The following is a 23,314-nucleotide window of genomic DNA, read 5'->3' on the forward strand; positions in this document are numbered from 1 at the left end:
CTTCTGAATTTACAAGAGTTTAAAGCATGATGTTTCAGGTTATCTATGTATTAAACTGTTAAGAAGTTGAGGAGATGATTCATATGATTATCATTAATGCTAAGATTAAAGTTGATGAAAATAAACGCGAAGATTACTTACAATTAATGGCTGACTTAGTGGAACATTCTAGACAAGAAAAAGGAAATTTATTCTATCATCACTATGAAGATGTAAGCGAAGCGAATACATTTGTGGTCGTTGAAAATTATAAAGATGAAAATGCTGTTGAAGAACACAATCAATCTGAACACTTCCAAACATTTAGCCAAAATATTAGTAAGTTTATTACTGAGGAACCTAAGATAGATGAAAGTCGAACAGTAGAAAAATAATTCAATTCGCACGTTCAACATAAATGAATAATCAGTGTTATAATTGGTAAGTAAATGCAACACTTATGAACATCATAGATTATAAAAAATGAACGAGACAATGTTATTCAACTCATAAAATTAAATTGTCTCGTTCTTTCTTATGTTCTTATTTGGGGATGTAAATTAGAAAGGAAGATTAAAGTGAATCACGTACTTAATTCACTGACCCGTGTTGATAAATCTAAAATTGATTATTATAAAGGGCTAAGACAAGGATTATTACTTATTATACCTGCTTTAATAGGCTATTTTTTTGGATTTTTCAATTTTGGCTTATTAATATCAACAGGTACACTTGCACATGTCTATGTGTTTAAAGGCTCAACGCAATCTATGTTAAGAACAGTTATTATCTGCTCACTGTCGTTCTCACTTTGTATGATGTTAGGTACGTTAACGATTATACAGCCGATAGTATTTGGTCTTATCTTACTTGTTGTAGTTGCGGTACCGTATTATATTTTTAATGCACTCAAAGTAGCTGGACCGTCTTCTACCTTCTTCTTAGTAACATATTGTTTGCCTATTAATTTACCTCATGCGCCAGAAGAAGCATTACTACGTGGGTTAGGCATTCTTATTGGTGGTATATTAGCGACAATAACTGTAATGTTAACCATCTTATTTACCAAAGTTAAAGCAGAAGATAGAGCGATTAACGCGGATTTTGCTACAATTCATAACTTGTTACATCATTATAATGACCCTGAAGCGTTTAAAACATACGCGAGAAATGCTGTAACTGAATTTAGAACATCGGAAAAGCTCCTTATCACTTCTACATCAGGTGGTAATGGAAAGTTAAGTTCACGTTTCCAAAAGTTAATACTCCTACATACTGCAGCACAAGGTATCTATTCAGAGTTACTCGAATTAAATGAGAAAAATGTTCGTCCTATTCCACAAGATCTTATTGAAATGATGGATCATATTTATAATGGAATACAACAACCTCGAACTTCAAGACCATGGACAAAGCCTGTGGACGTACCTTCAGAATTTGAAAATTTATTGAATCATATATTGAAAATCGATGAAATGGTACATGCGAACGACAATCAAATTGAACATGAAGCTGATATTCGCAAACCACTCTATAGTAAACGTATTTATCAAAACTTAACTTTTGATTCAATCGTCTTTAGAAATGCACTACAATATACAGTTATTATGGCTATAGCAATTTTTATTGCGTTAGGATTTAATATTCAAAAGGCTTATTGGGTACCACTTTCAGCACATACTGTACTTCTTTCAAATATGACGACAATCCGTTCACTTGACCGTGCATTAGCAAGAGGAATAGGTACAATTATTGGCGCCCTTATTTTGTCAGGAATATTAGCCTTAAACATTAATCCGTTAATTGCAATATTAATCATGGGTGTTTCAGCAGTGATAACTGAAGCATTTGTTGCGGCAAATTATGCATTTGCTGTTATTTTCATTACTACGCAAGTAATTATGCTGAATGGTCTAGCTTCGCATAACTTAAGTATAGAAATTGCTTATACTCGTATTATCGACGTTATATTAGGTATTGTCATAACTGTTATAGGGATATTCTTAGTTGCCAGAAATACGGCCTCCTCAATGTTACCAGGAGCGATTGCAGAACTAGTTCGTAAAGAAGCCACGCTATTTCATTATTTATTTTCTAAAAATAAATACGAAACGAATGAAGTAGATAAGCGAGAACGTTTAAATTTAAACGTAAAAATTAGCAACGTCAATCAAATGTATAATTCTGCCAACGGAGAATTGTTCAGTAATAAAGAGGTTGTGCGATATTATTATCCAAGTATCTTTGCGTTAGAGGAAATTAGTTTTATGTTAGAAAGAGCGATGAATAACAAACATCGTATAACTATCGATGATGAGCAAATGGGTGAGTATCTTTTAGCGTTTGAAAATATTGCCAAGCATTTCCAACTACAAGGCAGTTTAGAGGAAAGAGAGTTAAGTCATTTACCTCAATATAATTATATTCGATCAGCATTAATTAATATTCAGCGTAACAGTGTTCACGCACGTAAAGATATCACAGAAAATGAAGAAGAACATCATACTTCAAATGACTCTCAATCAAAAGGTTAGTAAGCGTACCTTTCGTTTAATAACTCACGATAGTGGTAAATACTATTAAAAGTTATTTTATTGGGAGGTAAAGTTATGCCTTGGACAATGGACGATTACCCACAAAGTTGGAAAAATTTCGATGAACTTGAACGTAAGAAGGCAATTGACATCGGAAATGCTATGCTAAAAGATGGCTATAAAGAAGGCGACGTGATTCCTATTGCTACACAACAAGCTGAAAAATGGTATAAAGACGCGTCTAAAGAAGAATTAGATGAATTAAAGAATAAACATATCACACAACACCAGAAAGATCAGTCAGCTAATCCAAAATTAAATGATGAAAATATACATGTTTATTACGAAGACAATGAATGGAAAGTTAAAACTGAAGATGCTAAACAAGCTTCAGATACATTCGATCAAAAGCAAGACGCCGTGAAACGTGCGAACGAGATTGCTGACAATAAAGGAACTAAAGTCATCGAACATAAAAAAGATGAATAGATTAAATTGAACCGCGTAAGTGCTCATACTTATGCGGTTTTAGTTTGCTTACTTAAATGAGGCGAAAGTATGATGGGCTAACGTTTCTCTATCGATTTCAATTCCGATATAATGGAGGTATATAGAAAACGGAGGTCGAGATATATGTACGTAGAAAGAAAGCCTTCATTATATGTCGAAGACTTAAGAAATGAATTCAAAAATAGTTTAAACAACTTTCAGGATAGCGAGGCAGCATTTGATACACTATTAGGTTTTGTTGAACTAGACCATGTGTATTCTTCCGCACTTAAAGAAATTAGTACGAAGTTAAGTATTTTAGATGAAAACTTTAACTATCAATTTAAACATAATCCCATACATCATATGGAAAGACGAGTTAAAGAAATGCACAGCTTAGTTAAGAAACTAAGTCGTAAAGGTCTTGAAGTGAGTGCACAAAGCGCCAAAGAGAATATCATGGATATTGCAGGTATTCGAGTGATTTGTAATTATTTAGATGATATTTATGTGATTGAACAAATGCTACTCAAACAAGAAGACGTTAAATTGTTGAAACGAAAAGATTATATTGAACATCCCAAAGAAAATGGCTATCGTAGTTTGCATATTGTGGTATCCATTCCTGTCTTTTTAGCTGATGCTGTAGAAGTGACCCCAGTAGAAATTCAAATTCGTACAATTGGTATGGATATGTGGGCAAGTTTAGAACATAAGATTCGATATAAGAATGACGCAGACACTGAAAAGTATAAAGGATTACTTGAACAATGTGCGACTGATATTACAAATGTTGAAAGTAAGATGCAACAAATACATTCAGAGATATCGAGTAATTAAAGTGTATTATAGAATGAATTTTATTAACCATCTGGTCACACAGATGGTTTTAATTATGTTAAATTCAATAACCACTTTATTTTGGCTATATTTATATAAAAATTATTTATATGTTATTATTATTTTAATTGATATATTAGAAATACGAGGTTATTTATGATTAAGCAGAATTTTACAACTAAGGTTTATCCACTGAAACGATTCAAAGATGAATATAGCGAAGTCGCATACGCAGGAGATATGAATTCTAATAATGTAATTGTCTTTATCCATGGAGCATTATTAACTTATAAAATAATGACAATGTTCGAACCTTATTTTAGAGAATATAAAATGATCTTTGTGAATTGTCCTAGTAGAGGAAAGAGTTCTGATTTAGACAGGGATACACACACGCTTGATGATTACTCTGAACGTATTTATGATGTCTTAACGCAAGTGGTTGGGGAACAACAAATTCACGAATTAAGTATCGTCGGTTATTCAATGGGAGGTATGATTGCAACGCGTCTACTTAAATACAATACTCTCCCGATTACTCATCTTATTTATTTACATAGCGCAGCTAAAATTACCCCAGATGCTAGTATGCTCGCGCGTCTATTTACAAATAATAGTAAGAGAGATATTTTGAAGGACGAAGTGAAAGCAGTTAAAAATCTTCCTCAATACATCTTGAACAAAACCATTTATGCTCATAAAGAGAATGCGTTAGATTTAATACAATATGTCGCCCCAATAAAAACCATCATTACCGACATACTCTATACTATTAAGACAGATTACTTACCCGATATAGATGAAATAAAGCAGTTCCCTAAAATCATGTTCATGTCTGGTAAAGAAGATCAAATTATTCCATACACAGATTCACAAGCCACACTTGAAAAGTTTAAACAATTGGGCGGTGAAACAAAGGAAATATTATATCCAGGAATAGGTCATATCGATTTTCCTAGTGTGTTGGAAACAACTTCTAAAGATCAAATAGGCGTAGTAGACCACATTAAAAATTGGATTTCGAATTAAATGAAAAAGCTAGACGGAAGGGCGTCTTAAACACATTTCTGTGTTGAAGTTTCCAAAACTTAAATAGAAAACAGATACTAACCTTGACGTAATTTTACGTTAAGGTTTTTTATTTTGAAAAATAATAACAACTAAAGAAAGCGCTTGCAAAATAAAAACGTGTATATTATCATACTTGTATACAAGTTAAGATGTTCAAGTTTGGAGGGTGGAGACAATGACTTATGGCTATCCTAAAAAGTGGATGGAAGGTTTAACAACCGGAGAGTCTATTGCAGCTGAAATACGTTTAGGAATCGTAAGCGGAGAAATCTTAGCTGACACATTATTAACAGAGAATCAAATAGCCAAGCAATTTAATGTTAGTCGCTCTCCAGTTAGAGATGCTTTCAAATTGTTACAAACTGACCAATTAATACATCTTGAACGTATGGGAGCTCAAGTTTTATCTTTTGGAGATCAAAAGATAAGAGAAATGTATGATTTACGTCTCATGCTTGAATCTTTCGCATTTTCAAGATTAAAAGGTCATGACACACAAGCGATAGCTAAAGAAATGAAGAAACAATTAGAAATGATGAAAGTGGCGGTTCAGTTTGAGGATGCAGAGGCATTTACAAAACATGATTTTGAATTTCACGAAGTCATCATTTATGCTGCGAATCATCAATATCTTAAAACATTTTGGAATCACTTGAAGCCAGTAATGGAGTCGCTCATATTACTATCTATGAGACATCGAATGGCTACAGACAAACAAGATTTTGAAAGAATTCATCGCAACCACCAAGTATTTATAGAAGCAATTGAACATTATGATGCTGAGAAATTAAGAGAAGCGTTTCACTTAAACTTTGATGACGTTGGAAAAAATATAGAAAGTTTTTGGTTACGTTAAAGATTTGGAAGAGAGGGACCCTATAATGAAATATATGATTGGCGTTGATATCGGAACTACAAGTACTAAATCTGTACTTTACGATGAAAATGGTCAATTTATAATGAAACATAATATTGGTTATGACTTACATACACCCAATGTAGAAGTATCAGAAGAAAATCCAGATGATTTATTTGATGCAGTGTTAATGACGGTGAAATACATCGTTCGAGAATCTGGTATTTCGAAAGAAGATATTAAGTTAATTTCATTTAGTGCTCAAATGCACAGCTTAGTGGCAATGGACGCTCAAAATAAACATTTAACTGAGAATATAACTTGGGCTGACAACCGCTCAAGTCGCTATGCTGATTTAATTGAAAATGAATATAATGGCTTTGAAATTTATCAGCGAACAGGTACACCGTTACATCCAATGTCACCACTATCTAAGATTTTCTGGATGAAACATGAACAACCTGCCATATATAATCAAACAGCTAAATTTGCTGATATTAAGACTTACATTTTCTATCAATTATTTGATAAGTATGTCATCGATTATTCAATGGCGTCAGCAACTGGGATGTTCAACTTAGAACAATTAGACTGGGATGAAAAAGCGCTAAAACTACTAGGTATTAGTAGAGATCAATTACCAGAGCTTGTACCAACAACCCATATCTTAACTGGCATGAAGAAACGTTTTGCCGAGCTCATGGATATTGATGAAAATACTCCAGTAGTTGTGGGAGCAAGTGATGGTGTACTTTCGAATTTAGGTGTTAATAGCTATAAAAAAGGTGAAGTTGCAGTGACTATCGGTACATCCGGTGCCATTAGAACAGTTATAAATAAACCACGTACAGATTATAAAGGTCGTATATTTTGTTATGTTTTAGATGATGAACACTACGTCATTGGTGGTCCAGTGAATAATGGTGGAGTGATTCTACGATGGTTACGTGATGAGATTCTTGCAAGTGAAGTAGAAACTGCTAAGCGTTTAGGTGTTGATCCCTACGATGTGTTAACGCAAATTGCTAGTCGAGTAAAACCAGGTGCAGAAGGTCTTATCTTTCATCCATATCTTGCTGGTGAACGTGCCCCACTATGGAATTCAGACGCTAGAGGTTCATTCTTTGGTTTAACGCTCTCTCATAAAAAGGAACACATGATACGTGCAGCATTAGAAGGTGTACTTTACAATTTATACACTGTATATCTTGCGTTAATTGAAGTCATGAATGAGACACCAAATACAATTAAAGGGACAGGTGGTTTCGCTAAAAGTGAGATTTGGAGACAAATGATGGCAGATATTTTTGATACTGATCTTATCGTGCCAGAAAGTTATGAGAGTTCATGCTTAGGTGCATGTGTACTAGGACTGAAAGCAATAGGGGAAATTGATGACTTCTCTGTTATAGAAGAAATGGTAGGAACAACGAACGCTCATCAACCAAATGAAGATACTGTAGCAATTTATCAAGAGCTTGTTAAAATCTTTATCAATATAAGTCGTTCTATAACTGAAAGCTATAGTGAAATAGCAAACTTCCAACGTAAACATATAAGCAATTAAGCACACAGAGGATTAACTATAAACTTGTAACTCAGACATTTAAAAGAGAAAGAAGGGGAATGTTATATTTGGAGAAATTTGGCCACTCATAAGTGTTGTACTCGGGATTGTTATCTTACTTACTTTAATTATATTCTTGAAATTAAATACATTTATTTCATTAATCATTACTTCAATTATTACGGCACTATTATTAGGAATGCCTTTAAATAAAATTATGGAAACGATTGAAAATGGAATGGGTAGTACCTTAGGTCATATTGCGCTCATCTTCGGGTTAGGAGCGATTCTAGGTAAATTACTAGCTGATGGTGGAGGTGCTACTCGAATTGCAGATACGCTCATCGCTAAATTTGGTCAGAAACATGTTCAGTGGGCTATGCTAATCGCTGCTTTCATCGTAGGTATTGCATTATTCTTTGAAGTTGGTTTGGTACTATTAATACCACTCGTATTTACAGTAGCTAAGCGGGCAAATGTTTCAATCTTAAAATTAGGACTACCAATGGTTACAGCATTATCAGTAACTCATGGTTTCTTACCACCACATCCGGGGCCTGTCGTGATAGCAAAAGAGCTTAAAGCTAATATTGGTGAAGTATTATTATACGGTATCATCATTGCAATTCCAGTGACACTTATCGCAGGCCCATTCTTTAATCATATGGCTCAAAAAATAATTCCTAGTGCTTATAGACGCGAAGGGGATATTACTTCATTAGGTACTCAAAAAGAATTCAAAGAGGAAGAAATGCCAAGTTTTGGTATTAGCTTACTTACAGCAACATTACCGGTTATTTTAATGTTAATTTCCACAATTGTGCAATTAGTGACAGGTCATGAAGATCCAACAAACTGGTTTGAACAAATCATTTATCTTATAGGAACAGCTGGTACAGCAATGTTAATTGCGGTTATCTTTGCGATTTTCTCCATGGGTGTAATGAGGCAACGTAAGATGGAGAATATTATGGAATCCGTTACAAATGCAATTTATCCTATAGGTATGATGTTACTCATCATTGGCGGTGGCGGTACATTTAAACAAGTGTTAATTGATGGAGGCGTTGGAGACACCATCGCTAAAATGTTTGAAGGTTCCAACATGTCACCTATATTGCTCGCATGGATTGTGGCAGCTGTATTACGTATCGCGCTTGGATCAGCTACAGTTGCTGCGGTCTCAACAACAGGAATTGTGATACCTTTATTACATCATTCAGATACGAACGTTGCATTAGTTGTGCTCGCAATTGGTGCAGGAAGTGTTATCCTATCCCACGTCAATGATGCAGGTTTCTGGATGTTCAGAGAATACTTTGGTCTCACGATTAAAGAAACATTCTTAACGTGGTCATTACTAGAGACAATCATCTCTGTTTCTGGAATTATTTTCATACTATTTATCAGTTTATTTGTTTAATTAAATATAACCGAATGATTATCGATATGAACAACAGTCCCTTCACTAAGTAAATTAGTGAAGGGGTTAACTCTACTATGAAAGCATTTTAAATAATGATACACTTTAAAATGAATACGATAAACAATATAAATAAAGGGGCTTACATATTGAGACAAATTAAAAAAGCAATTATACCTGCAGCTGGCCTAGGTACGAGATTCTTACCAGCTACAAAAGCTATGCCTAAAGAAATGTTACCAATATTGGATAAACCAACAATACAATACATAGTAGAAGAAGCTTCACGTGCAGGCATCGAAGATATTATCATCGTTACCGGAAAACACAAACGAGCAATTGAAGATCATTTCGATAATCAAAAAGAACTTGAAATGGTGTTAGAAGATAAAGGTAAAACTGAATTATTAGAAAAAGTTCAATATTCTACTGAATTAGCTAATATTTTCTATGTACGACAAAAAGAGCAAAAAGGTCTAGGACATGCAATTTATTCTGCTCGTCAATTTATAGGTGATGAACCGTTTGCTGTGCTTCTAGGTGATGATATTGTTGAATCTGATACACCAGCTATTAAACAATTAATGGAAGTATATGAAGAAACTGGTAATTCAGTGATAGGTGTTCAAGAAGTGCCAGAGTCAGAAACGCATCGCTACGGTATTATTGATCCTTTATCTAAAAAAGAACGTCGTTACGAAGTTCAGAAGTTTGTTGAGAAACCTGAACAAGGTACAGCACCTTCTAATTTAGCAATTATGGGACGTTATGTCCTAACTCCAGAGATTTTTGATTATTTAAAAACACAGAAAAAAGGTGCAGGTAATGAAATACAACTCACAGATGCTATCGAAAGAATGAATAGTGAACATCAAGTATTTGCATATGACTTTATCGGTAACCGCTACGATGTTGGTGAAAAGTTAGGTTTCGTAAAAACTACTATTGAATACGCACTAAAAGACGAAAGTATGAAAGATGAACTTAAGCGTTTTTTAAAAGAATTAGATATTAAATAAAGTAAAAGCGACTCTCATAATGGAGAGTCGCTTTTATGCATCATAATTCATAAAAAATAGTCTCTCGATTATTAATAATATTACTCTATAAATATTACAAGATACGAAAATAGTTTTTTACATATTTATCCCCTTAAAGAGTAAAATTTTATATTTAGTGGAAAGTAAATAATCGTCTATTAATAAATATAGTGTATACTATATATTTGTAATTAACAACTTATGAAATAATTTATATATTGGTGTGTTGCTTGGGATATTTGATTAGAAAATAATATCTAAATTTTTGATTATTATTAACTAATCACTTAAATGAAGGTAAACAAAGATTTTGTTAAAGGAGATAAGTTGAAAAATGATATACACGGTAACTTCCACTTTGCCACTTACACATGGTGGTAGAACTAAATCACTTTTGAAGCGAGTGAAATTTTTAGATAAGGAAATGAATATACGTAATAAAATTTTAACTACAAATTATAATGTGAATTATGAAACAGTCTGCGAAAAATTTCTGAATAGTCAATTTATTACTGAAAACACTGAATTTGAAAATATTTATGACTGGTTATCAGGGTTTAAATTATTTCAAATTCCTAAAACTAAGTTTAGAAAAAAACAATCTATCATGAAGTGAACAAAGAAATACCAGGGTTAAAATGCAAAGAAAAAGATAACGTACTTAGATATTATGATGGGGATACATATGTACTTTACCGTAAATTTTATGAGGATAGTAATATTTTAAAATTTGAAGATGTAATGTCACCAATTTCAAAAAGAAAAATTGAAAGAAGAGAGTATAATAGTTATGGAATACTCCATAGAAAGTCATACTTTTCTCGAAAAACATACAATAGGATTTTAGAAGAATATTTTGATATTAAAGGGAATATCTATTGTAAAAAATTCTATAATTCACAAATTAAGGACCAAGTTGATTTCGTACAGATACTTAAAGATAATATTTATTTAAAATCTTTCAAAACAAATAAAGATTTGTTCAAATACTATTTCGAAAATCGATTCAAAAATGAAGATATTGTTTTTTGTGATGCAAGATTATTAGATGAACCTCTTCTTAATCAAGCTAAAAAAACTAAGAATATATTGGTATTCCATAGTAACCACTTAAAAAACGAAATAACTCGCCCATCATATGAATTTGCACTAAACAATTCTCATAAAATAGCCCAATATATTTTATTGACGCAAAAACAAAAAGAAGATATTCAAAAATCATACAATATTGGAAATGATAAAATAACTGTTATACCACATTTTATTGAAGCATATCCTAAAATAGACAATACTGAAAAATTAAATAGGTTTATTTTTATTGGAAGACTTGCTCCAGAAAAACAGATAGATCATATAATTGAAGCATATAAACTATTTTTATCATATGGTCATGATACAAAATTAGAAATATACGGCGCAGATGAACGTGATCAAAAGAATCACTTATTAGATTTAATTGATAAATATGGTATTAAAAATTATGTACAAATACATGAATTTACTGAAAATCCTCTTAATGAATTTAGAAAATCTAAAGCTTCATTATTAACAAGTAAAAATGAAGGGTTTGGTTTAACTATTATGGAAAGTATTGAAGTTGGTTGTCCAGTTATCTCATATGATGTGTGTTATGGTCCAAGTGAGATTATTCAACATCGTTCGAATGGTTACTTAGTTGAAAAAGATAATATTGAAGAATTTGCGAAATATATGGACAAAATTATCAATAGACCATTAAAAAAGTTGAAACTAAAGCAACACTCAAACAAGAAAGCGCAAAACAAAATTATAAAGAATTATTTCAGAAAATAAAAAGGTAAACTTTCGCTTCTCAGTAATTTTAAACAAAGCATATTTAATGAATAATAAATACTTATATAATTTATAATAAAATTATAGGATATATTAAGAAAATTAAAGGTTCTAATGAGTTTTCAATAATATAGGTACTAATAGAAAGCGATAATAAAAATATAACTACAGCGAAGACCTATTTAGATTCGTATGAATCAAAAAATTTTAAACTAAAGATATAGTTTCTATGTTAGTTAAAATTAAATTAGTCGAATGGTTCAATATAGCTGAAAATTACAAAATGAATCCCAAAAAATATATTACTAAAGTGAAAATGTTGGAAGGTGATTAACAGTGGAATTCCTTACAAAATATGAAGTGCACAATCACGCCAAAAAAGCAGTAGGAAAAACTATGAAAGAACTAAACAAAGGTATTTCGGTTTCTAAAAACTAGAGGATATAATATATAGTAAAGGTATATTTGCTAAAGGTTTTCCAATTGAAAATGTAGCCAATAAAAATAGAATAAATTCAACAACTATTTCAGAAGATATTGTGGAAATTTCAGATGAATTTAGTTTCAATTTTTTTAATAGTGGAGTTATGAGAGAAGGACAACTATTGACAATTGATACTATACCTAAGTATGAAGAACCCACGCCATTAAGAAATATAGTGGAAGATGTAGTTACTGAAAATCATTATTTAACAGATGAGCAAGTTAATAAATTTAAATATTTACGAGGTCCTAAAAAAATTAAAAGAACCTCTAAAGATGGACATGAATATTTTTTCTCTGAAGGTGGAATGTCTGAGACAGATTCCCTAGATTTACCATCTAGAACAATGTTAACTAGTGAAGCTTCAGTTAATCGAAGTACTCATTTTCTTAAAGTGAACGAAATTTATAGAACTTTAACTCCTATTGAGGCAGAGAGACTCAATGGATTTCCAGATAATTGGACAGATACGATGCCAGATAGAATGAGATATTTCTGCATGGGCAATGCTCTAGTAGTACCCGTAATTACCAGAATAGCAAATCAAATTGAAAATATTGAAATAAATAATCAGGATAATTTTAGTCAACTTAAATTATTCTAAAAAAGAGATGTTTACACATCTCTTTTTTAATTTTTTAGGAAAATTTACATAAAAATTAAGAAGTGATGATTTTGTGAAAAGTATCACAAAATACTTTTATTTTACATGAAAAGGTGTAGTATATGAATTGTAAGGAGTAAGTAATAAATTATGGAGTGATTGACTATGAGAAATGTAATTGAGAATTTAATTAACTCTGATGTAAGTAGTTATGAAATTTATGTACACACTGGCGTAAATCAAGGTCTTATAGGTGATCTTAAAGATGGATATTTAACAATTGACTCAATCCCTTATATTGATGCCGAGAGATTATATTATTATAGTCTAGAACGTAAATCCCTTGTTACAAGTTAACCAAACCAATAACGCTATTGATAACTCCCGAAAATGATGAAATGAACTTGCTCTCAAAGAGTAATTGAGAGCAACAAACACTCTATATACCCCTAAAATCTAGAATAATGTGTTAGAAGACCACATCCTACGCCCCAGTAAGATGTGGTCTTCGCTATGTTTATTCAACTTATTGATTATTTAATAAAAAAATGTAAATCCTAAAATTACTCTCTATGTATTTAATATTTTTTGAAGGATGAACGAAAAATAAGGTCATCCGACTCCTGTGGGAATAAGACGAGTTGAAAACTTGCATAGCAAGGTTAAGACTGTCTCCAAGGAAAGCATGATGACCAAACTATATTTATCTTCTAATGAATTATTCTAGACTAATCTATTGAGTAATACGACCTCTTGGGTTTTCTTTTTTATCATTTTGTTTAAAGTTCTTTTTAATACCATTATATTCATAAGTGATATTAAATAACTTATTCTTTGCTGCATCTCTACTCGCAAATGGTAATCTCACGTCTTCCATTTTCTCAACTTCATGTCTAAAAGCTTTTTCTTCTTTTTGACGTTCTTTTATAGACATATTTAACCATTCTTCTTCAGTAAATAAATCCTCGAAATGAAATTCAAATGCAGTACGGTGCTTTTCTTCTCTTAACTTTAGAACGCGATCATAATAAGACATCTCTCTCACTACCTCCTTCTAGTATATACTCATAATTATATATCACTACTTTATATTAATTATTAAGTACCCACACTGAAATTATAACATTTTTTAATTTTTGCAATCATTTCAATTTTATAGAGTATTGAAAAACGTTAAGATAAATATAACTTATATTGAAATTCATTTTCCAAAAAGGAGACTAAAGATATGTCAGAGTTAAACAATAAAGTAGCAGTAATTACAGGAGCAGGTAGTGGGATTGGAGAAGCTATCGCTAAAGCACTAAGCCAACACGGGGTTAACATTGCGCTTGCTGGAAGAAATGAAGAAAAACTACAAACCGTGGCACAACAACTTGAAACTGAAACTAAAGTCATCCCTACCGATGTCACTCAAAAAGATAGTGTTGACCAAATGCTACAGGTAGTTAAAGGACACTATGGCAAAGTCGACGTCGTTGTTAATAGTGCTGGACAAAGTTTATCATCTAAAATCACAGATTATGACGTTGAACAATGGGACACAATGATTGATGTGAATTTAAAAGGGACGCTTTATGTATTACAAGCAGCATTACCACATTTATTAAATCAATCAAGTGGACATATTATAAATATTGCTTCTATTTCTGGATTTGAAGTTACGAAGACAAATGCTGTATACAGCGCCACTAAAATAGCAATCCATACTATTACACAAGCCCTTGAAAAAGAACTCGCACGTACCGGTGTAAAAGTGACAAGTGTATCACCAGGAATGGTTGAAACACCAATGACTGAAGGTAATGACTTTGGTGGACGTAAAAAGTTAGATACACGCGACATCGCCGAAGCAGTTGTATATGCGTTAACGCAACCAAGCCATGTAAATGTTAATGAAGTGACAGTCAGACCTGTATAGAAGTATTAAAGAGCATACTATTAAGATGACAAGCACTTATAGAATGTTAAACTTGAATTGTAAACTATTTGATACTTTTAATTTACATAAAGGAAGGGATATCAAATGAATCAACGTCAATTCGAGATTTTAAACATGCTTGTTGAATTTAACACGGAGAGTCCTCCAGGAAGAAATACAGACCCATTACAAAATGAAATTGAATTATTATTAAGAGATTTAGGTTTCTCTATTCAGCGGGAACACCTTTATGACAATGATAGTATCATTGTGGCCACTTTAAAGGGTGAAGACCCTGAAGCACCCAAGTTAATATTAAATGGCCATGTTGATGTCGCGTCTGTAGATGATGATCAATATTGGCAATATCCTCCATTCAAGTTAACAGAAGTGGACGGATGGTTATACGGCCGAGGTGTCAGTGATATGAAAGGCGGTATGTCATCCTTATTTTATGTTTTGGAAAGGTTAAATCAAGAAGGGCATCGTCCTAAAGGTGACATTATCGTACAATCAGTTGTAGGTGAAGAAGTTGGAGAAGCAGGTACGAAACGTGCATGTGAGATAGGCCCTAGAGGGGATTTAGCCTTAGTATTAGATACGAGTGAAAATCAAGCTTTAGGACAAGGTGGCGTTATCACAGGTTGGATTACTGTTAAAAGTAAAAATACGATACATGATGGCGCCCGTAGTCAGATGATTCATGCGGGTGGTGGTTTATTTGGTGCAAGTGCGATTGAAAAGATGACAAAGGTCATTCAAGCATTAAATGAACTTGAATCTCATTGGGCAGTGATGAAAAAGAGTCCAAGCATGCCACCAGGTGCGAATACGATTAATCCAGCAGTGATAGAAGGCGGTCGCCATCCAGCTTTTATTGCAGATGAATGCCGATTATGGATTACCGTACATTATTTACCTAATGAGCGATATGAAGATGTTGTTGAAGAAATTGAAGATTACTTAAATCGCGTGGCTGAAGCGGATGTTTGGATGAGAGAGAATCCACTTGAGTTTGAGTGGGGTGGAGCATCTATGATTGAAGACAAGGGAGAAATCTTCCCAAGTTTTACAGTTCCGATAGAACATCCAGGATTTAAACAACTAGAAGATGCACATCAACATGTGCATGGCAGTGCGTTAAGACATGGCATGAGTACGACTGTAACAGATGGTGGTTGGATTGCGCATTTCGATATTCCAACTATATTATATGGTCCAGGTAGTCTAGAAGAGGCACATAGTGTTGATGAAAAGGTTGAGAAACGTGAATTAGAGCAGTATAGCGAAGTGTTATATGAGTTTCTGAAACATTGGTATGAGCACCCTGAGAAGTAATATAAAATGTGAATTAAATCCAAAATTGTAAGGGTTAAAGTGGATAAAAAACCCCCTCACTATTTCGTATAGTGAGGGGTTGCTTCATATCAAGCAGAAAGACTTGTTACTATAAGTAAAGTTTAAGATTTTATCTTCTAAACGATTCTTTCAATCTACTCATCCAACTACCACCACGTTTTGAACGAACGGGTTGACCTGTCGGCTGTGCAGTTTGTTTCTTGAGCTCTTGTCCATATTTGATTGCTTTTTGCATTAAGTATACTTGAGAATTTAATGGTGACAAGTTGTTTTTAACATAGTGATACACACCATTTTCATCTTGGTAACGTCCTTTTTCATTATCTGAAAGTTGTAAGTTCATGTAATCGACTAAACGCTTACCAATGGTTTTATTTTCAACAGGGAACAAGATTTCAACACGTTTAATCATGTTACGTGTCATAACATCTGCTGAAGATAAATAAATACGTTCGTCGCCATTATTATGGAAGTAGTAAATACGAGAGTGTTCAAGTAAACGTCCAACAATACTTACTACTTCAATATTTTCGCTAATTCCAGGAACACCAGGTTTGAGACAACAGATACCACGGATAATAAGCTGAATTTTAACACCAGCTTGAGAGGCTTCAAAGAGCTTTTCAATAATAGCTTTATCGGTAAGAGAATTCATCTTCATCATAATCTTACCGTTTCCATATTCTAAGTGATTACTGATTTCCTTATCTATGCGATCGATAAAGACATCACGAATATCAAATGGCGCTACGATCAGTTTGTTATATTCTGGTTTGATAGAGTAACCACTTAAATAATTAAAGAAGTTAATCGCATCCTCTGCAATTTCCTGATTTGTAGTAATGATTCCCATATCTGTATAAAGTTTGGCTGTTTTGTCATTATAGTTACCAGTACCAAGGTGTACAAACGATGTTAATTCGCCACCAATACGTTTAACTACTAGCGCTATTTTACTATGTGTCTTAAGGTGCGTCATACCATAAATCACGTGACAACCTGCATCTTCAAGCATACGTGCCCAATGAACGTTATTCTCTTCATCGAAACGAGCTTTTAGTTCCACAAGCACTGTAACTTGCTTACCATTTTCAGCGGCTTCTTTCAGACTATTGATGATTGGCGAGTCTTTACTCACACGGTAAAGCGTCTGTTTAATCGCAATGGTATTTGGATCGTCAGCTGCTTCACGAATAAAATCAACGATAGGCTCAAATGATTCATAAGGATGATGGAAGAAAATATCTCTTTCTAAAGCTAATTTATAAATATTATTGTTCCCTAATGATCTAGGTACTTGTGGCGTGTATTTCTCATAAGTAAGATATTTAAGTTTATTTGAAAGATGGTCAACTAAGCCGAATAAAAATGTTAAATCTAAGGGACCATTTAAGAAGTATACGTCATTTTCTTCTACTTCTAATTGTTCATTAAGCCATTCGATATTCTCTCTTTGAGCTGTACGTCCATCGACTTCTAAACGTACGGCTGAACCACTTTTACGTTCTTTTAAGAAGCGTTCAATTTCAATCAGTAAGTCTTCAGCACCGTCTTCATGAATCGTTAAATCGGCATTTCTGGTAATTCTAAAAGTAAATGTATTTAAAACCTCATATCCTGTAAATAGGTAGTTGATAAAGTATGTAATGACATCTTCAACCATTACAACATATTGTTTATTACCTTCGTTAAGTGTTAAAAAGCGAGGAATTAAAGATGGAATTTGTACAATTGCAGAATTAATAGCATCTTCAGTATCGATATCTACAAAAATATTTAAACTTTTGTTATTTAATTTTGGAAATGGGTGATACGCGTCAATACCTAGTGGCGTCAGAGTAGGTAGAATGCGCATTTTGAATTCTTTTTCAAGTTTCTCTAAGAGCGTTTCTGATAAACAATCAGGTTTAACCATTTCAATATCATAATTACGTAACTCTTCAATAAGTTCGTTGTAGCGCTGATATTGCATATGAACATACTCTGTATTCTTTATCTTAATCGCATCAAGTTGTTCTTGAGGCGTCATTTGAGCTTTATTTTCAGGTTTGTCATAACCCATTTTCACTTGGTCTTTTAAACCAGCGACACGAACCATGAAAAATTCATCTAAATTCGAACTGAAAATAGATACAAAATTAAGCATTTCGAGTAGTGGATTATTCTTATCATAAGCTTCCTGTAAGACTCTATAGTTAAAATCTAACCAACTTAGCTCCCTGTTATTATAGTACTGTGGTAAATTAATATCCTTTTCTCCCAATTGAGTTTGCATAACTCTCAATACACCTCATTATTTAGTCTTTATAGTTGTGTAGTCTAAAAATATCATATGAATTTTAAGATTTTGTAAAGAAGATTGAAACTTTCCCCTTTAAAATCTTTTCGATATGTTTCTTTTGTCTATTGGCTTGATATTCTTCTGCAATAGGCTCTCCTTTGTAGTAAACATAGAGTTCATATTTATCGTCCTTTTTCTCTTTAAGTTTAACCTCTTCTACAAAGCTGGTATGTGAAATATTTAACGCATTCACAAATTTAATAATGCCTCCTAAAGCCTGAATGGTATCAACTTCCTTACCACTAAACCATTCTGTTTCTTTAACATAGAACTTAAGTAATGATTTATTTTTAAAACTTGCAAGTAATGCTAGCTTCACGCGGTCTTTATGAGAAAATCCATTAATCATAGAATTCGCAATTAAGTAATAGGTATGTGGTGAACTTGAATCTGAATCTATAAAGCTACCAAGGTAATAAATGTAAGCACCTTCGACGAATAAAGCTTTTTCTTGATCTGAAACTTTCAAATTACCGTGTTTTAATAGTTGATTCAGTAAAGATTGAGCTAATTTTAATCGACGATTCGCACTATCTTCTTCAATGTTATACTCATTCGCAAGATGTCTTAATGCATCTTGACGTACGTTATCTTTTTTAAACTCATTAGGGTGACGTTGACGTATCAAGTTCATAACATAGCCTTCACGAATACCGTTTCTTGAGAAAGTGAATTGTGTAGCATCAATTTTCTTGAAAAGTGTTTTAAACACTGAGACGGCAGGTAGGATAATATCTACGCGATCTCGACTTAGGCCATCAAGGTTAGTTAAATCATCTCGTGAACTTTTACGGATGATATCATATACTTCATCGATGTCTTTAAGTGACATGGTATAGTTATGAACGCCACCAATAGGGTAGGAATGTTCTGATTGATGTATTCGCGCAACGTTACGTGCAGAGCCACCTACACCAACGAGTGCAATCTCTTGATCTTTTAACCAATCAAGTTGATTAAACTGTTCGGATAAAAACTTTTCCATACTTTTAATGGTTGGTTTATCGTTATGGTCTTTGTCGCCAAAGAATTGACGTTTTAATGTTACTACTCCAAATGGAAAACTATGTGCCTCTTTAAGTTTCTTGTCTTTGAAGAGCGTCACTTCTGTAGATCCGCCACCAATATCTACAGAAATACCATTTTCAATATCTGTCGTATGTGAAATAGCATAGTATCCATAGAAAGCTTCATCTTTTTCAGGTACAATTTGAATTTCAATATTCAAATCTTTTTTGATTTGCTTAATGATGTCATCTCTATTTTTCGATTGACGTATTGCTGCTGTCGCAATAGGATGTAATTCTTGAACATCAAACTTGTCAGCAACTTTCTTGAAACTACGAAGCGCTTCTTTTAACACTTCAATACCTTCATCGTTCATTTTTGTGTCTTCTGTTAAATATTGACTAAGACGTGCAGGTGTCTTAATGTTGAGGATTTCATTCAGTCCTGTTTCTGTAGTGAAACCAAAAATAACGAGTCGAATCGTATTTGAGCCAATGTCTATTAAACCTATTCTTTCTTCCATCTCTGCCTCCTGTGATTCTTACGGGAAGTTTGAAATTACCCCTGTTTAATTTTATTTTACATGATATAGATAAATTGAAAAGATTTTTAAGAAACTTTTTGTTAAAGTTTTATAGTAATTTGGGAAAACTATAATATTTTAGGCAATATGTATTTAATTACGCAGATAAAAGGGTGTCTGTAATAAAATTTTGAATTTAAAAGTTGAAAAAGCTAGTACATCTAGAGGGAAGACATACTAGCGATTATTTTTAATATAAGTGAGTTTAAAATGCCAGGAATGATAGACGGGCTACGAAAAGCAGGTCAATCGACAATAATACGCAATTCGCAAAAATTTGAGGAACAATTTTAGCTCATTGCTAGTTATTGCTCATGACCTAAGCGCTCACTTCCGCACCTTGATAGACGGGCTTCAGTGAGCAGATTGCTCAACAATTATACGCATCGTGCAAAAACTAAAGAACAGTTTTCGCTTGATGCTAGTAATTGCTCGCAACCTAACCGCTCACTTCCGCACCTTTTTTACACCTTAATTGGTCCTCCGGGGCCTACTGGTATACCAAGTAGGAACCATATTAATGTAAAGGCTATCCATACAATAGTGAGGGCGATAGAGTAAGGCATCAAACTTGATAGTAGTGTACCGAGTTTCATATTTTTATCATACTTTTGTGCATATGAAAGTAATAATGGTAGATATGGCATCATCGGTGTGATAGGGTTTGTAATTGAATCGCCTACACGATAAATTGCTTGTGTGAATGCTGGATGGAATCCAACTAAGATGAGCATTGGTACAAAGATAGGTGCTAGAATACCCCATTTGGCAGAAGCGCTACCTACGAGCATATTGACTAAAGCACTTAGTAAAATAATTCCTATAATTAAAACTATTCCATTTTGATGTTGTAATAATTTGGCACCTTTAACGGCTGCAATGACACCTAAGTTACTCCATTCTAAAAAGGCAAGTAATTGTGATGCGAAGAATACGATGACAATAAATGACCCCATTGAACCTAAAGATTCCGCTACCATACTGCCTAAATCTTTAGTATTTTTTATTTCGCCACTTAATATTCCATAAATTGTGCCTGGTACTAAGAACACAACTAAAATAATTAATCCGACACCATTAATTAACGGTGCATCGTCGAGTAGACTTCCAGTCTTCGCATTTCTTAAGAAACTATGTTCTGGTATTGCGCATATAATGAGTAAAACGATGAGTACTACAAAGCTTATGTTTGTCCAAAAGAGTGCTTTATTCTCTTGTGGTGTGATATGAGAAGATGTTTCTTCTGTGTCTTCATGGGCCTGGCTTTCATCATAGCGTCCTAATCTAGGAATAATGAGTTTTGTCGTAACCAAATGGATTGTTGGTAATAAGACAACAACACTTGCTGCGATAAAGTACCAGTTCATAGCCACGTTTGTCTTAATGTCTTTAGAAACAATACGTGCTGCTGGGTCTGTGAAAGAATAGACGAGTGCATCTTGCATACCTACTACTAAATTTGCAGCAAAACCTCCAACTGCTGAAGCGTACGCCATGGCTAAACCAGCGATAGGATGGTAGCCAATCTTAATAAATAACATTGCTGCAAGTGGTGGTAAGATAATTGTTGCCGCGTCTCCAGCAGTACTTCCTAATATGCCAATTAATATAATCGTTGGAACAATTAACTTTTTTGGTGCTTTGTTCACGACTGAAATCATTAATTTGTCGAAGTAGCCAGACTTTTCAGCAGCGCCAATTCCAATCATCACGTCTAATACTAAACCTAGTGCGGGAAATTCTGAAAAGTTCTTAATCGCGTTATTCATGATATAAGCGAAGCCGTCATGGCTTAATATACTCTTAATATGTATGACTTTCCCATCACCAGGATGTTTTACGGATACGTTGAATAATGATACAAACCAAGTAATGATTGCGAGTCCTACACACATAAAGAAGAAGAGTACCGCAGGATCTGGTAATTTATTCCCCACAAATTCGACTCCATTTAAAAATCTACTTACGAAAGACTTTTTTTCCTTTGCATTTGCCCCCATTAGTCATTTGCCCCCTTTGATTCATTATTGAATCTATACCCATCAATACCATCTTTAGGTAAGAATTTTCTGAAATTTAAAGCTAAGCTTACATGATAATTACATATATGTAAACGCTATCTATAATATTAAAGTTCATTTTCCGGAAAATAAATATCATAAACTAAAGCGATATCATTGATATAACAGCGTTTAAGAAGAATTTAAAAAGTGGAAGATATATATTGTAAATAATGAAGGAATTTTTATGAAGGAATTAAAAAATCGGGAGAGTGACGAGCGATGAAACGTTTAGAAAACAAAATTGTAGTAGTAACCGGCGCAAGTACAGGTATAGGCCAAGGTTCTGCAAAGGTCTTAGCCAATGAAGGTGCACATGTCTTAGCATTAGACATTTCTGATAAGTTAGATGACACAGTGAAGGAAATTAATGAGGCTGGTGGTCAAGCTACAGCCTATAAAGTAGATATTTCCAATGAACATCAAGTAGAACAATTTGCCGAGGAAGCTAAAGATAAATATGGTCGTATCGACGTGATATTTAATAATGCAGGTGTAGATCATGGTGCGGGTCGTATTCATGAATATCCAGTAGAGGTCTTCGATAAAATTATGGCTGTAGATATGAGAGGAACTTTCTTAGTAACTAAGTTCTTATTACCTTTAATGATGGATCATGGTGGCTCTATCATTAATACGGCATCATTCTCAGGTCAAGCAGCTGACTTGTATCGTTCTGGTTACAACGCTGCTAAAGGTGGCGTGATTAACTTTACAAAATCTATTGCCATTGAATATGGTCGTGAAAATATTCGTGCAAACGCGATAGCACCTGGTACAATCGAAACACCATTAGTTGATAATTTAGCAGGTACCTCTGAAGATGAAGCGGTTAAAACATTCCGTGAAAATCAAAAATGGGTTACACCTTTAGGCCGTTTGGGTACGCCTGATGAAGTAGGTAAACTAGTGACATTCCTTGCTTCTGATGACAGTTCATTTATTACAGGTGAAACGATTCGTATCGATGGTGGTGTGATGGCATATACATGGCCTGGTGAAATGTTAAGTGACGATAGTTGGAAGAATTCAACGAAATAATGATGACCATATCATATATGATATAATCACAAACTCCCAGTTTCCATAAATGAGGAACTGGGGGTTTTATGCGTTTCAGATATAGGCGTTTATTCTATTGTTGAGCGCAGTTTTCACATAATTTATATTGCGAATCAGCCCAATTTGCTAGATGGGTATAACCTTTTAGGTCTTTCGCTTTAACTTGTATTATAAGATTTTCATCTTTACTGATTTCTTTGCCACAATTAGAACATTTCATTGCTCCAAAAATAGTTGTCTTTTTATCATCATCTTTAGAAAACATGATTTGCCTCCTTGTT

The 23,314-nt window shown here is 33.5% G+C and carries 18 protein-coding genes and 2 pseudogenes; 15 read left to right on the forward strand and 5 right to left on the reverse strand.

From position 1 onward, the window contains the following. Positions 1–83: 83 nt before the first annotated feature. The 12 genes and pseudogenes from V6C74_RS02055 (at position 84) to V6C74_RS02110 (ending at position 13,056) form a co-directional block, all read left to right on the forward strand. Positions 84–374: a putative quinol monooxygenase gene (locus V6C74_RS02055; protein WP_002453985.1), complete on the forward strand. Its 291-nt coding sequence runs from the start codon at positions 84–86 to the stop codon at positions 372–374. Positions 375–557: 183 nt separating this feature from the next. After that, positions 558–2,513 (forward strand): FUSC family protein, encoded by a 1,956-nt coding sequence (locus tag V6C74_RS02060; protein ID WP_172601874.1) that lies wholly within the window; start codon positions 558–560, stop codon positions 2,511–2,513. A 75-nt stretch (positions 2,514–2,588) separates the two neighbouring features. Next, on the forward strand, positions 2,589–3,002 hold the full coding sequence (locus tag V6C74_RS02065; RefSeq protein WP_002453983.1) for a DUF2188 domain-containing protein: 414 nt from the start codon (positions 2,589–2,591) through the stop codon (positions 3,000–3,002). Positions 3,003–3,146: 144 nt separating this feature from the next. Beyond that, on the forward strand, positions 3,147–3,842 hold the full coding sequence (locus tag V6C74_RS02070; RefSeq protein ID WP_002453982.1) for a GTP pyrophosphokinase family protein: 696 nt from the start codon (positions 3,147–3,149) through the stop codon (positions 3,840–3,842). A gap of 156 nt (positions 3,843–3,998) precedes the next feature. Then, positions 3,999–4,871 carry an alpha/beta hydrolase gene (locus V6C74_RS02075; RefSeq protein WP_002453981.1) on the forward strand — a complete coding sequence of 291 codons (873 nt, stop codon included), beginning with the start codon at positions 3,999–4,001 and terminating at the stop codon, positions 4,869–4,871. 217 nt (positions 4,872–5,088) lie between these two features. Next, positions 5,089–5,769, forward strand: a complete 681-nt coding sequence (locus tag V6C74_RS02080) for a GntR family transcriptional regulator (protein ID WP_002453980.1) — start codon at positions 5,089–5,091, stop codon at positions 5,767–5,769. Between the two features lie 25 nt (positions 5,770–5,794). Further along, positions 5,795–7,336, forward strand: a complete 1,542-nt coding sequence (gene gntK / locus V6C74_RS02085; RefSeq protein ID WP_002453979.1) for a gluconokinase — start codon at positions 5,795–5,797, stop codon at positions 7,334–7,336. Between the two features lie 64 nt (positions 7,337–7,400). Beyond that, entirely contained in the window at positions 7,401–8,759 is a 1,359-nt protein-coding gene (locus tag V6C74_RS02090; RefSeq protein ID WP_029625751.1) for a gluconate:H+ symporter, read from the forward strand. A 149-nt stretch (positions 8,760–8,908) separates the two neighbouring features. Beyond that, the gene (gene galU / locus V6C74_RS02095) at positions 8,909–9,778 is read left to right on the forward strand and encodes a UTP--glucose-1-phosphate uridylyltransferase GalU (RefSeq protein WP_002453977.1); all 870 of its coding nucleotides are present in this window, start codon (positions 8,909–8,911) and stop codon (positions 9,776–9,778) included. 355 nt (positions 9,779–10,133) lie between these two features. Then, a pseudogene (locus V6C74_RS02100) lies at positions 10,134–11,619 on the forward strand (glycosyltransferase). Positions 11,620–12,045: 426 nt separating this feature from the next. Then, positions 12,046–12,699: pseudogene (locus tag V6C74_RS02105) on the forward strand (DNA cytosine methyltransferase); the annotation flags it as partial. Positions 12,700–12,864: 165 nt separating this feature from the next. Then, positions 12,865–13,056: a hypothetical protein gene (locus tag V6C74_RS02110; RefSeq protein WP_002432938.1), complete on the forward strand. Its 192-nt coding sequence runs from the start codon at positions 12,865–12,867 to the stop codon at positions 13,054–13,056. Positions 13,057–13,432: 376 nt separating this feature from the next. On the opposite strand, the gene V6C74_RS02115 is transcribed toward V6C74_RS02110, so the two are convergent. Next, positions 13,433–13,735: a DUF1413 domain-containing protein gene (locus V6C74_RS02115; RefSeq protein WP_002453973.1), complete on the reverse strand. Its 303-nt coding sequence runs from the start codon at positions 13,733–13,735 to the stop codon at positions 13,433–13,435. 192 nt (positions 13,736–13,927) lie between these two features. Between V6C74_RS02115 and V6C74_RS02120 the strand changes: the two genes are divergently transcribed. Then, positions 13,928–14,620 carry an SDR family oxidoreductase gene (locus V6C74_RS02120; RefSeq protein WP_002453972.1) on the forward strand — a complete coding sequence of 231 codons (693 nt, stop codon included), beginning with the start codon at positions 13,928–13,930 and terminating at the stop codon, positions 14,618–14,620. Between the two features lie 105 nt (positions 14,621–14,725). After that, complete coding sequence (locus V6C74_RS02125; RefSeq protein ID WP_002453971.1) at positions 14,726–15,958, forward strand: acetylornithine deacetylase; 1,233 nt, start codon at positions 14,726–14,728, stop codon at positions 15,956–15,958. A 130-nt stretch (positions 15,959–16,088) separates the two neighbouring features. Here the strand turns inward: V6C74_RS02125 and V6C74_RS02130 are convergent, their stop codons facing one another. From V6C74_RS02130 to V6C74_RS02140, 3 genes are all read right to left on the reverse strand, one after another. Then, positions 16,089–18,254: an RNA degradosome polyphosphate kinase gene (locus V6C74_RS02130; RefSeq protein WP_002453970.1), complete on the reverse strand. Its 2,166-nt coding sequence runs from the start codon at positions 18,252–18,254 to the stop codon at positions 16,089–16,091. A gap of 64 nt (positions 18,255–18,318) precedes the next feature. After that, complete coding sequence (gene ppx, locus V6C74_RS02135) at positions 18,319–19,851, reverse strand: exopolyphosphatase (RefSeq protein ID WP_002453969.1); 1,533 nt, start codon at positions 19,849–19,851, stop codon at positions 18,319–18,321. A 524-nt stretch (positions 19,852–20,375) separates the two neighbouring features. Continuing rightward, on the reverse strand, positions 20,376–21,911 hold the full coding sequence (locus V6C74_RS02140) for an AbgT family transporter (protein ID WP_002453968.1): 1,536 nt from the start codon (positions 21,909–21,911) through the stop codon (positions 20,376–20,378). A gap of 282 nt (positions 21,912–22,193) precedes the next feature. Here V6C74_RS02140 and V6C74_RS02145 point away from each other — a divergent pair, with 282 nt between their 5' ends. Beyond that, positions 22,194–23,012 (forward strand): SDR family oxidoreductase, encoded by an 819-nt coding sequence (locus tag V6C74_RS02145; RefSeq protein WP_002453967.1) that lies wholly within the window; start codon positions 22,194–22,196, stop codon positions 23,010–23,012. 94 nt (positions 23,013–23,106) lie between these two features. Here the strand turns inward: V6C74_RS02145 and V6C74_RS02150 are convergent, their stop codons facing one another. Beyond that, positions 23,107–23,298: a hypothetical protein gene (locus V6C74_RS02150; RefSeq protein ID WP_002453966.1), complete on the reverse strand. Its 192-nt coding sequence runs from the start codon at positions 23,296–23,298 to the stop codon at positions 23,107–23,109. Between the last annotated feature and the right edge of the window lie 16 nt (positions 23,299–23,314).

Source organism: Staphylococcus capitis subsp. capitis (assembly GCF_040739495.1).
GTDB lineage: Bacteria > Bacillota > Bacilli > Staphylococcales > Staphylococcaceae > Staphylococcus > Staphylococcus capitis.

What these genes read in the sequence shown, in the direction of transcription:
- V6C74_RS02055 (WP_002453985.1), top strand. Translation starts at nt 84, where the DNA reads ATGATTATCATTAATGCTAAGATTAAAGTTGATGAAAATAAACGCGAA.
- V6C74_RS02065 (WP_002453983.1), top strand. Translation starts at nt 2,589, where the DNA reads ATGCCTTGGACAATGGACGATTACCCACAAAGTTGGAAAAATTTCGAT.
- V6C74_RS02070 (WP_002453982.1), top strand. Translation starts at nt 3,147, where the DNA reads ATGTACGTAGAAAGAAAGCCTTCATTATATGTCGAAGACTTAAGAAAT.
- V6C74_RS02075 (WP_002453981.1), top strand. Translation starts at nt 3,999, where the DNA reads ATGATTAAGCAGAATTTTACAACTAAGGTTTATCCACTGAAACGATTC.
- V6C74_RS02080 (WP_002453980.1), top strand. Translation starts at nt 5,089, where the DNA reads ATGACTTATGGCTATCCTAAAAAGTGGATGGAAGGTTTAACAACCGGA.
- gntK (WP_002453979.1), top strand. Translation starts at nt 5,795, where the DNA reads ATGAAATATATGATTGGCGTTGATATCGGAACTACAAGTACTAAATCT.
- V6C74_RS02110 (WP_002432938.1), top strand. Translation starts at nt 12,865, where the DNA reads ATGAGAAATGTAATTGAGAATTTAATTAACTCTGATGTAAGTAGTTAT.
- V6C74_RS02115 (WP_002453973.1), bottom strand. Translation starts at nt 13,735, where the DNA reads ATGTCTTATTATGATCGCGTTCTAAAGTTAAGAGAAGAAAAGCACCGT.
- V6C74_RS02120 (WP_002453972.1), top strand. Translation starts at nt 13,928, where the DNA reads ATGTCAGAGTTAAACAATAAAGTAGCAGTAATTACAGGAGCAGGTAGT.
- V6C74_RS02125 (WP_002453971.1), top strand. Translation starts at nt 14,726, where the DNA reads ATGAATCAACGTCAATTCGAGATTTTAAACATGCTTGTTGAATTTAAC.
- V6C74_RS02130 (WP_002453970.1), bottom strand. Translation starts at nt 18,254, where the DNA reads ATGCAAACTCAATTGGGAGAAAAGGATATTAATTTACCACAGTACTAT.
- ppx (WP_002453969.1), bottom strand. Translation starts at nt 19,851, where the DNA reads ATGGAAGAAAGAATAGGTTTAATAGACATTGGCTCAAATACGATTCGA.
- V6C74_RS02140 (WP_002453968.1), bottom strand. Translation starts at nt 21,911, where the DNA reads ATGGGGGCAAATGCAAAGGAAAAAAAGTCTTTCGTAAGTAGATTTTTA.
- V6C74_RS02145 (WP_002453967.1), top strand. Translation starts at nt 22,194, where the DNA reads ATGAAACGTTTAGAAAACAAAATTGTAGTAGTAACCGGCGCAAGTACA.
- V6C74_RS02150 (WP_002453966.1), bottom strand. Translation starts at nt 23,298, where the DNA reads ATGTTTTCTAAAGATGATGATAAAAAGACAACTATTTTTGGAGCAATG.